Annotated in this window: 8 protein-coding genes; 5 read left to right on the top strand and 3 right to left on the bottom strand. The window is 34.0% G+C overall.

Going from position 1 to position 9906, the window contains the following annotated elements:
- Window positions 1-210 precede the first annotated feature (210 nt).
- On the top strand, window positions 211-540 hold the full coding sequence (locus tag QZ659_RS19200) for a hypothetical protein (protein ID WP_291728459.1): 330 nt from the start codon (window positions 211-213) through the stop codon (window positions 538-540).
- Between the two features lie 98 nt (window positions 541-638).
- On the opposite strand, the gene QZ659_RS19195 is transcribed toward QZ659_RS19200, so the two are convergent.
- The 3 genes from QZ659_RS19195 to QZ659_RS19185 form a co-directional block, all read right to left on the bottom strand.
- The gene (locus QZ659_RS19195; RefSeq protein WP_291728457.1) at window positions 639-818 is read right to left on the bottom strand and encodes a hypothetical protein; all 180 of its coding nucleotides are present in this window, start codon (window positions 816-818) and stop codon (window positions 639-641) included.
- A 228-nt stretch (window positions 819-1046) separates the two neighbouring features.
- On the bottom strand, window positions 1047-3032 hold the full coding sequence (locus QZ659_RS19190) for a flotillin domain-containing protein (protein ID WP_291728455.1): 1986 nt from the start codon (window positions 3030-3032) through the stop codon (window positions 1047-1049).
- A 307-nt stretch (window positions 3033-3339) separates the two neighbouring features.
- Complete coding sequence (locus tag QZ659_RS19185; RefSeq protein WP_291728453.1) at window positions 3340-4002, bottom strand: OB-fold-containig protein; 663 nt, start codon at window positions 4000-4002, stop codon at window positions 3340-3342.
- 450 nt (window positions 4003-4452) lie between these two features.
- Between QZ659_RS19185 and QZ659_RS19180 the strand changes: the two genes are divergently transcribed.
- From QZ659_RS19180 to QZ659_RS19165, 4 genes are all read left to right on the top strand, one after another.
- Window positions 4453-5820, top strand: a complete 1368-nt coding sequence (locus QZ659_RS19180) for a DEAD/DEAH box helicase (protein WP_291728451.1) — start codon at window positions 4453-4455, stop codon at window positions 5818-5820.
- A gap of 215 nt (window positions 5821-6035) precedes the next feature.
- Window positions 6036-7037 carry a Smr/MutS family protein gene (locus tag QZ659_RS19175; protein WP_291728449.1) on the top strand — a complete coding sequence of 334 codons (1002 nt, stop codon included), beginning with the start codon at window positions 6036-6038 and terminating at the stop codon, window positions 7035-7037.
- 71 nt (window positions 7038-7108) lie between these two features.
- Entirely contained in the window at window positions 7109-7531 is a 423-nt protein-coding gene (gene rbfA, locus QZ659_RS19170) for a 30S ribosome-binding factor RbfA (RefSeq protein WP_291728447.1), read from the top strand.
- Between the two features lie 195 nt (window positions 7532-7726).
- Window positions 7727-9544 carry a lysophospholipid acyltransferase family protein gene (locus QZ659_RS19165; protein WP_291728445.1) on the top strand — a complete coding sequence of 606 codons (1818 nt, stop codon included), beginning with the start codon at window positions 7727-7729 and terminating at the stop codon, window positions 9542-9544.
- Window positions 9545-9906 lie beyond the last annotated feature (362 nt).

The raw sequence follows: 9906 nt of genomic DNA, 5'->3' as shown, positions 1-9906 counted from the left end.
TTTTAGCTGTTTTTTGCAACTAAATTTGATACTGCTAAACTAAAGGTTGGTGTTTAAGCGTAGCGACACCAACAACTTTTTATCTCATGTCCAGTACTCTACTTGGAATACTATCTTTAAGTAATGAATTTCGTAGTTGTTGTTTTGTTGTGAGCTGAATTGTTGTTTACTAACCAAAAGTTATTTCCATTTTCAATCTATTTAATTTTTATGCAAAAGCTATTTCTGACTTTGATTTTCTCTGTGTATATCTTTCTTTCTACCTCTTGTGATTGTCATACAGAATCAACTGGAGTGGTGCTTGACAGAACTACTAGGCAGCCTTTAGAAAATGTAGAGGTAAGCATCTATCTTTCAACAGTTCATAAAGATAGTCTCAAAACACCTGTCTTTACCAATAAAAATGGTGTTTATAAGCTCACTCACGAATATTGTAGTGATTATATGATAGATTTTGACAAGGAAGGATATATAGGCTTTGTAACTTCTCCTAAAGAAAATGATACGATTTATTTAGAAATGAATAAAGAAAAAGATTAGCATAAAAAAAAACACCCAAAACTAAAGTAGGTTTGGGTGTAAATCGTAATGATGGTAGTGTTTAGCTGAAAGGACTATTTATAAATTTCAAATTTGCTCTATTTATTATTTGCATTTTTTTGCTTATAAATTCTATACTCTTTTTCTGCTAACTCAATCATTTCATCAAACAAAATAGATTTTTTGTCTAGAGTAGATAGCTCTTTTTTTAAAATTGTGTTTTGCTTTCTGAGATTACGAATTTCTTGCTCCAATAAGCGTTGTTCTTCTGTTTTCATGGCGTTTTTTATTTTATACATAAAATTATCTGAGATATAACTTGAAAATTATTTAACGTGAATTTGTGATTATATTTTACCACTTATTGAGATATTTCAACTTGCTTTTTTATCTGATTTTATCAATATCGCTAGTCTCATCGTAGCAGATTGAAAAGAACATATAATCTATTTTAAGTTATTCTAAAGGATATTTATAATCCAAACTCACGTTATTTAAGCTACAAATTATAAGTATTCTACATCAGAGATATTATCATCTTTCTTTTCTTCCTTTTGAGCTTCTTCTTTAGCTTTTTCAGCCTCATTGAAGTTTTCGATAAAACTCAAAAGTTTTTCACCACCTGGGATACTCGTTACCATTTCCAAGACATCACCATAATCATTGTCTGATTTTATAGTCTTGACAACTTCTTTGAGCATCGGAACTGCCATTCCAACTCCCATAACTGTACCCATAATGTTTTGCATCGGCGAAGAAGCTCCACCAAATACATTTCCATTAGCAGCACCGTTTGGAGACGTTCCCATTCCGTTTTGCATTCCATTGATATTCAAGAACTTGATACTATCAATTTTTTCTGCTGGTGCCATAAGTTTTTCCATAATGGTAGGCAATAAAGGAATAAGCTCTTTGATAGCATCTGCCAAGATAAGATTTTTACCCACTTTATTTTGAGCTTCAATCTTAGCCAAAAGAGCATCTGCTTCTGCTTCTCCAATCTGTCTGATAGTCTGTGCTTGCAATTCGGCTGCTTTGCTTTCTAGTTCGGCAGCTTCTAATTTTGCTTGTGCTACGGTTCTCAAACGGTAGGCTTCTGCATCTACATCTACATTGAAAGCAATGAGTTCTTTCTTCGCTTCTTTGTCTGCCTCAATGACTTCAATTTGAGCTTGCTTATCAGCTGTTTTCAAATCTAGTTCAGCAGCTTCTTGCTTCGATTGTGCATTTTTAATCAAGTTATAGGCTTTAATGTCTGCCTCTACACGCTGGTTAGTCAGTTGTGTTTCAGCTTCTTGTTTTGCCTTAATTACCTCAATTTCCTTATCACGATTTGCCACCTCTACGGCTTGAACTGTTTTGGCTTGCTCTTCTGCTTTGATTTTTTCAGCTTCTTGTTTTGCTGTTTCCTCTAGCATTTTGAGTTTTTCACGAAGCTGCTCAGCAACTTCACTTTCTCTACGAATACGAGCCAATTCAATTTCTTTAACTTTATTTTCATCAGCTACACTTACAGCTTGTTCTTTTGCTTTTTCAGCAACAACAGACTCTTGTTCTTTCTTCTGATTTGCCAAACTAATTGCTAATTCTCTAGCAATAAGAGCTTGCTGCTCAATAGACTCTTGCTCTTGCTTTGTTTTTTCAGCTAAAGCTCTTTCTCTTGATTGCGCTTCTGCAATTTCACGTTTTTGCTTTTCAGATTTAAACTCTAAATCTTGTGTAATTTCTAACTGACGGGTTTGTGCTGCTTGGTCTTGTTCTGCAATACGAACTTCTTTTTCACGTAAACGAAGGTTGGCAGCCTCTGCTTGTGATGCTGTACGTTGTGCAATTTCCTTGATACCCTGCGAATCCAAAACGTTTTGGTCGTCGTGTTGAGACAATGGAAGTTGCTCCAAATACTGAATCGCTACGTCATCTAATCTATATCCATTCAAAATAACATCCGAATCTTCATCTTGTCCTAGAGCTTTCATGATTTGCTCTTTAAACTCTGTACGGTTTTGGTAAAGCGAATCAAAAGTAAGTTTTGAACCTGCTGTTTTCAAAGCATCTGAAAATTTCGCCTCAAAAAGCTCTCTAATAATTCCAATATCAGAAGCTCTGTTACATCCTACGGCACTTGCCACACGACGAATATCTTCATCCATTGAGTTAATTTTAATATAAAAATCAACTTCTACTTCTGCACGAATACCATCTTTACATGACAAACTTTCGTGTTCACGTCTTCTGATTCTGACCGTTTTGACTGTTAAATCTATCGTTTCAATTTTATGAAGAAGTGGAATTACGATTGCCGAACTGGTCGAAACTGAGGCTTTTTGTAGTCCAAAACCTGTCTTGACAAGGGCTGTTCCAGGGCTTGCCTTCTTTAAAAAAGCTCTAAGCAAAGCCACCAAAAAAACGAGAAAGAGGATAATTCCAGCAGCCACAAAGACAAACGCTGGTATGCCATTAGAGGCACTAGATTGCAAAATAATTGCTTCCATGGTTATTTTAAGTTACGAATTATCATCTTCAATTACGAATTGAATAATTACAATATGACTGATTGATAATTCAGAGTTGAATAAATAGATAAGAGTAAAAGACTTTTCTTTTCATTATTTCCACAAGAAAGCAAAATTTTGTTAATTTTTGTCAAGTTTTGAGAAAGAAAAGCCGTGCGAAAATAGTTTTCGCAAAAACGAGATTATATGAAGTTCACATTGGAATAAAGGTGTAGAACAGACATCTTGTCTGTTTGAGTAAATAAAATAAATGATAAGTCTTTCACAGACTAAAAGTCTGTGCTAATTAGTTGAGCATTACGAAGTAGAGATTTTTTTCTTTGTCAAAATCTACAATGACTACTTCTTGTCCTTTGACAAAAACAGCCTCTTTTTCTGCCGTACGAATAGAAATATCTACAATATCTCCTCCATCTAATTTGAAGGTTGCACTACCAAAAGTAGAAGTTACTTTAGAAGATGACACTTTAGCAACTTGTCCGACCAAACTGCTTGCCTTTGTTGCTACTCCGTAATCTCTAAAAAACGGTTTGATAGGTTTGAGTACAAAACCTGCAACAAACACAGCAGCAAAGAAAGAGATTCCAAAATTGATAAAAAACATTGTCCAAAACTCCCAAGAGAGCGAGAGTTCTAACTGCTCAACAGCTAAGTGATTGAGCCAAACTCCAATGATAGCCTGTATGAAAAACAAGACAGTTAGGATAATAGAAATAGGAACTTGTCCGACACTAAGAAAATTCATCAGACCGTGTCCCAAACCTCCTCCATCTCCATCAATGTCCATATCAGCATCTACATCAAAGTCAGCTTGTGGCATCAGACCTTCTATTGCACTATGACTAAACAAACCCACTGCTGAGATAAGCCAAATTCCGATAGAAATTGCTCCCAACACTCCATAAATTAGATTGTAAGGAGCTTCTAAAAGTGTGATTAATTCATTCATGGCGATATGATTTTTTGGTAGGTCATAATCAATATAAAAATAAACAAACTTTACTTTAAAGTAAGTTTAAAATTATTATTAAGTAGTTATAGTTTTATAAAACTTATTACTTAAAGTGATTATGCTTATTATTACGCAAAAAATCAGAAGAAGGTTTTGTATTAAAACTACTATTCAAATTATTATTTGGTTAAAACGCTCAAAATGAGCATATTATTTCGTAAAAATTTTTAAAATATTTTTTAAAAATTCTTTTTTTTAGATAAAAGTTTGTAGATTGCTAGGTTATTGACTTATCATTTTTTGTTTTGAATAATATAATTGCTCTGTCAATCAAAAAATAAGTAGTATCTTTGTATTACACTTCGAAATGAGGTTTGACGAATAAAAGATTTGATTCTAAAGTTTTTTGTTTGTGATGTATAAATGCTCATTTCACAATTCATTTATATGTCAGAAAATAATAATAACAAGACTATTTCTTTTGCCGATTTAGGTCTTTCAGATGAGCTTCTTCAAGCTGTAGAAAAACAAGGTTATACTTCACCTTCATCTATTCAAGAAAAAGTAATTCCACATGTGTTAGATAAAAAAGATGTCTTAGCATCAGCACAGACAGGCACAGGAAAAACAGCAGGTTTTACACTTCCGATGCTTCAGTTACTTACTCAAAATGAAAAAAGACGTTCCAAAATCAGAAGGCGTGTTTTAAGATGTCTTATTCTTACTCCTACTCGTGAACTGGCTGCACAGGTTTTTGAAAATGTACAGGCGTACAGCGAGTTTTTAGATATTCGTAGTGCTGTTATTTTTGGAGGAGTAAATCAGAATCCACAAATCAGAACACTCAAAAATGGTGTAGATGTTTTGATAGCTACCCCCGGTCGTTTGTTGGATTTGGAAAATCAGAAAGCTCTTTCTCTTGCAGATGTAGAAATTTTAGTGTTAGACGAGGCAGACAGAATGCTAGATATGGGTTTTGTCCATGATATAAAACGAGTAATCAAACTTGTTCCTACAAAAAGACAAAATCTACTTTTTTCGGCTACTTTTTCTAAAGAGATAAAAGAGTTGGCAGGAAAAATACTCACAAATCACGTAACTGTAGAAGCTACTCCAGAAAATACGACAGTAGAGAAAATCAATCAAGTAGTTTATAGTGTCAATAAAACACGCAAATCTGATTTGATTATTCAACTTATTGATGAAGGAAATTGGGAGCAAGTCTTGGTATTTACTCGTACAAAATATGGTGCAAACCGTTTGAGTGACAAAATGAATAAAAAAGGTATAAAAGCTGCTCCAATTCATGGTAACAAAACTCAAAATGCTCGTACAAAGGCACTTCAAGGCTTTAAAGATGGAGAAATTCGTGTCTTGGTAGCCACTGACATTGCTGCAAGGGGATTGGATATTCCACTTTTACCGTATGTAATTAATTACGAATTGCCTAATGTGGCAGAAGATTATGTACACAGAATTGGGCGTACTGGGCGAGCAGGAGCAGGTGGTGATGCAATTTCGCTAGTTTCTCACGATGAAGTAGAGTTTTTAAAAAACATCGAAAGGCTTGTCAAAGAAGAGATTGAGGTAAAGATAGCAGAAGGCTTTGAACCAACAGCTCCAACAAAAGAAGATATTGAAGAAGCAGAACTAGCTGCTAGACAGATGAGTGGAAGAGCTGGAGCATACAAAAAAAACAGACAACGCAACCGAACACAAGGAGAAAAAGGAAAATCAAACTCTGTTAATTTGGGAAGACCTAAATCTAAAACTAAAGGACGAAGAAGTAATAATCCAAAATTTAGAAAAAGGTAATTTCTAACATAAATTGCTATTCTTGTTTCACAAATTCAAAAACTGTATTTTTGATAAAAAATCATAGAGTACTGGACATGAGATAAAAAATTGTTGGTGTCGCTACGCTAAAACACCAACGAACGGTATTTTTTCCCTGTTCTGTGGCTCACAGAACAGCAAATATCTATTGATGTCCAGTACTCTAAAAAAATCATTATATAAATAACAAATCCATGAAAATAGGGGATAGAGTGCGTATGCTTTCAGGAACAGAAGAAGGCACTGTTACAAAAATACTAAAGCACGGACAAGTAGAAATAGAAATAGAAGATGGTTTTCGTTTGCCTGTTATGGCAGCTGAAGTTGTTATTATAAATAAACAAGAAGAGAAGTATTTTGGTAAAAAATCACCTATCGTAGAGGAAGAAGAAAAGCCAATTTTAAAGCCCACCAAAAAAGTAAAAAAATCTACTGTCGGAGAAGGGATTTACCTTGCCTTTACTGATTTCAATGATAAATTGTTGAATGTTTATCTTGTAAATAATATATCGTATTCTATGCTTGTTACAGTAAGTGAGCAGCTAGAAGACGGAACTGAAAAACATCTTTTTTCAGAAAAAATTGACAAGCAAAATGCTCCTAAAGTGCATAGGTTAAGTAGGGAAGAGTTTAATAATTGGAATCCTCTGATTATACGAGCTATTTTCTTCAAAAAAGGGGACTTCGAACCCAAACAAAGTCTATTTTTTAAGATGGGTTTTAATAATTCTTTTTTCAGAGTAAAGAGAACTGCACCTGTTTTGGAAAGAGAATCATATCTTTTTAGAGTAGAAGGAAGAGAAATTAAACTCGATTTAGAGCCAGAAAAAATGCAAGTAGTAGATGCTGCTAATTTGAGAGAACGAATCATAGAAAATAGCTCTAAGGTGTCTCCTTATAAAACAGAAGCTCCTCCCAAAGAGATTGATTTGCATATAGAAGAACTTGCTCCAGACCATTACGACATAATGACTAATGAAGCCATAATTACAATGCAGTTAGAATACTTCGAATTGTATTTGGATAAAGCCTTAGCTGCCAATATGGAATCCATTATTTTCATTCATGGAATAGGTGTTGGAAAACTAAGACAAGAAATTCATAGAAGATTGAGTCAGCATCCCCACGTCAAGTTTTATCAAGATGCTTATAAAGACAAGTTTGGATATGGAGCGACTAAAGCTGTTTTTAAATAAAGAAAGAACTTTTTGGTAGTGTATTCAGTTATTTTGAAATAATCACTAAAAAAACAACAGAAAAAAATAATATGCAAAACGAAAGCCAACGACAAAAACAGGTTTCGAAGATAATTCAGAAAGATATAGGCGAAATTTTTCAGATTCAAAGTATAGGAAAAGATGCTTTAGTAACAATTACTAATGTAAAATCTGCCCCCGATTTAGGACTTTGCAGAATTTACGTAAGTGTTTTTCCTCCAGTAAAGCAATATGCTGTAATGGAAGAGATTGAGAAAAAAAGTGGTCTGATTCGTAGTGAACTAGGCAAACGTGTTCGCCATCAATTCAGACAAGTTCCTGCACTAGAGTTTTTTATAGACAAAACAGAAGAAGAAGCTGCTGAAATCGAACAGCTCATCGATAGTCTAGATATTCCTCCTGCTCCAGAAGAAGACGATGAGAATTATCAAGATTACAAAGACGAAGGCAGGCTTAGCGCAGACGATTTCTAAACTAGATTTAATCGCTTCGAAAAAAACATCCATTTCTCAACTTATCTTTAGGTTCTGAAGTGGATTTTTTTTGCTTCATAAAATCTTAACTTTCTTTTTCATTATTTTTATTTTCCACTTCAATTTTTTTCAAAATGACTTTCTTATATTGCTAAACCTAAAAAAACTTATCTAAAACTACTTATTACTGTTCTTATGGAAAGCAATAAAAATATAGAAACCCAGAACTTAGAATCAGCCAATGAAATAAAAAATTTGATAGACAAAGCTGATTTTATAGAAGCTACCAACCTCAACAAATACCATATTGAGCTTTTTGCAGGGCTTCTGATGCGTGCCTTAAAGCTACAACAGGCAAACGACCTTTACAAAGCCATCGCTACCAACGAAGGTCTGGATTTTTTAAAATCATTCTTTGAGTTTTTGAATATCAAAACGATTGTCAATGAAGAAGAATTGAAACGCATTCCAAAAGAAGGTGCATTTATTACGGTCTCTAACCATCCATTTGGCTTGGTTGACGGACTTTTATTGATGCGTTATTTGGTTGAACAGCGTGAAGATTTTAAAGTGATGGGAAATTTTCTATTGAAGAGAATCGAACGTATTTCGAAGTATGTCATTCCAGTAAACCCATTAGAAAACCATAAAGAAGCCTATTCTAGTATGGCTGGAATGAAATCAGCTCTCACACAACTACGTGAAGGCAAACCACTTGGTATTTTTCCTGCTGGAGAAGTATCTAGTTATCAGCCTAAACTAAAAACTATTTCTGACCGTCAGTGGCAAGTGCCTGCGCTCAAACTCATCAAAAAAGCTAAAGTTCCGATAGTTCCAGTTTATTTTCAAGGAAGCAATAGCCGTATTTTTCATCTGATTGGCAGAATACATCCTCTTTTGCGTACAGCATCTATTCCTCGTGAAATGTTTAACAAGAAAAATGAAGAAGTCAGAATACGTATAGGACACCCTATAACATTAAAAAGCCAAGAAGATTTTGAAGATATTGAGCGATTCGGACGTTTTTTGAGAGCCAAAACGTATGCCTTGGGTTCAACCATGGAAGTGAAAAAGTTTTATTATCCTTCTTTTAAATTTCCTTCCAAACCTCAAGAAATTGTAAAGGCAAATCCAAAGGAAAAACTTATAAAAGAAGTAGAAAATCTTAAAAAAGCAGATAAACTACTCTTTGTTCAGCAAAATTATGAAGGTTATGTAGCCAATTCGAATCAAATTCCTAGTATTTTGAGTGAAATAGGAAGGTTACGTGAAATTACATTTAGAGAGGTTGGAGAAGGGACAAATAAGAAAACAGATTTAGATGAGTTTGATTTGTATTATCATCACTTATTTATTTGGGACAAAGACGAACATAAAATTGTAGGAGCGTACCGTGTTGGTAGAGGCGACAAAATTATGCGTCGTTTTGGTAAAAAGGGGTTTTATTTGGAAAGTCTTTTCAAGATGAGGGATGAATTTACACCTTACCTTGAAAAGTCCTTAGAACTTGGGCGTTCGTTTATTGTAAAAGAATATCAACAAAAACGACTTCCTTTGTTTTTACTTTGGAAGGGAATTTTATTTTTCTTACTTCAAAACCCTCAATATCGTTATTTGGTAGGTCCAGTCAGTATTAGTAGTCATTATACAGAGGCTTCAAGAACACTCATTGTACAGTTTATTCAGCGTTATTTTTATGATGAAAAACTAGCTGGCTTTGTCAAACCAAGAAAAGCCTACAAACCAAAATTAAATTTATTGGATACAGACGCACTTTTTGAAGGTACACATGATTTGACACAATTAGACAAACTTTTGTGGGATTTAGAACCTAATCGTTTTTCTGTTCCTGTTTTGCTCAAAAAGTATATTCAACTCAACGCAAAAATTATTTCTTTCAACCTTGACCCTAAGTTCAATAATGCACTTGACGGTTTGATGGTTTTAGATATAAATGAAGTTCCAGAAGAAACCATCAAGAATTTGAATAAAGAAATGGAATTGCCATCTTAAAATTGTAATTAACGTGAACTCGGGATTATATTTATTGATTATCAATAAGTTATGATATTATTTAATCTTCGGTACTGCCCTTTGGGCTGACCTTGATTAAAAGTAGGTCAGTCTCGTTAGAGCAGACCGAAAATAGTTTCTGTAGTGTATAGAGAAGCACTTAAGATTGGTTTTTAATCCCGAGTTCACGTTAATTAGCAATTATTTATTATTTACTGTGGGTCATTGTAATATCATAACCTAAAACGATGACCAACAGTAGAAAATAATTTATTTCAAAACAGCATCACTAAGCATATTCAAAACCCCATCAATTTTGTCTGTCAGTTCTACATTTTCAATAGCATGACGGCTTGCCAAAA

The sequence above is a fragment of the Bernardetia sp. genome (assembly GCF_020630935.1).
Lineage (GTDB): Bacteria > Bacteroidota > Bacteroidia > Cytophagales > Bernardetiaceae > Bernardetia.
This window is presented reverse-complemented; position numbering and strand designations above follow the sequence as displayed.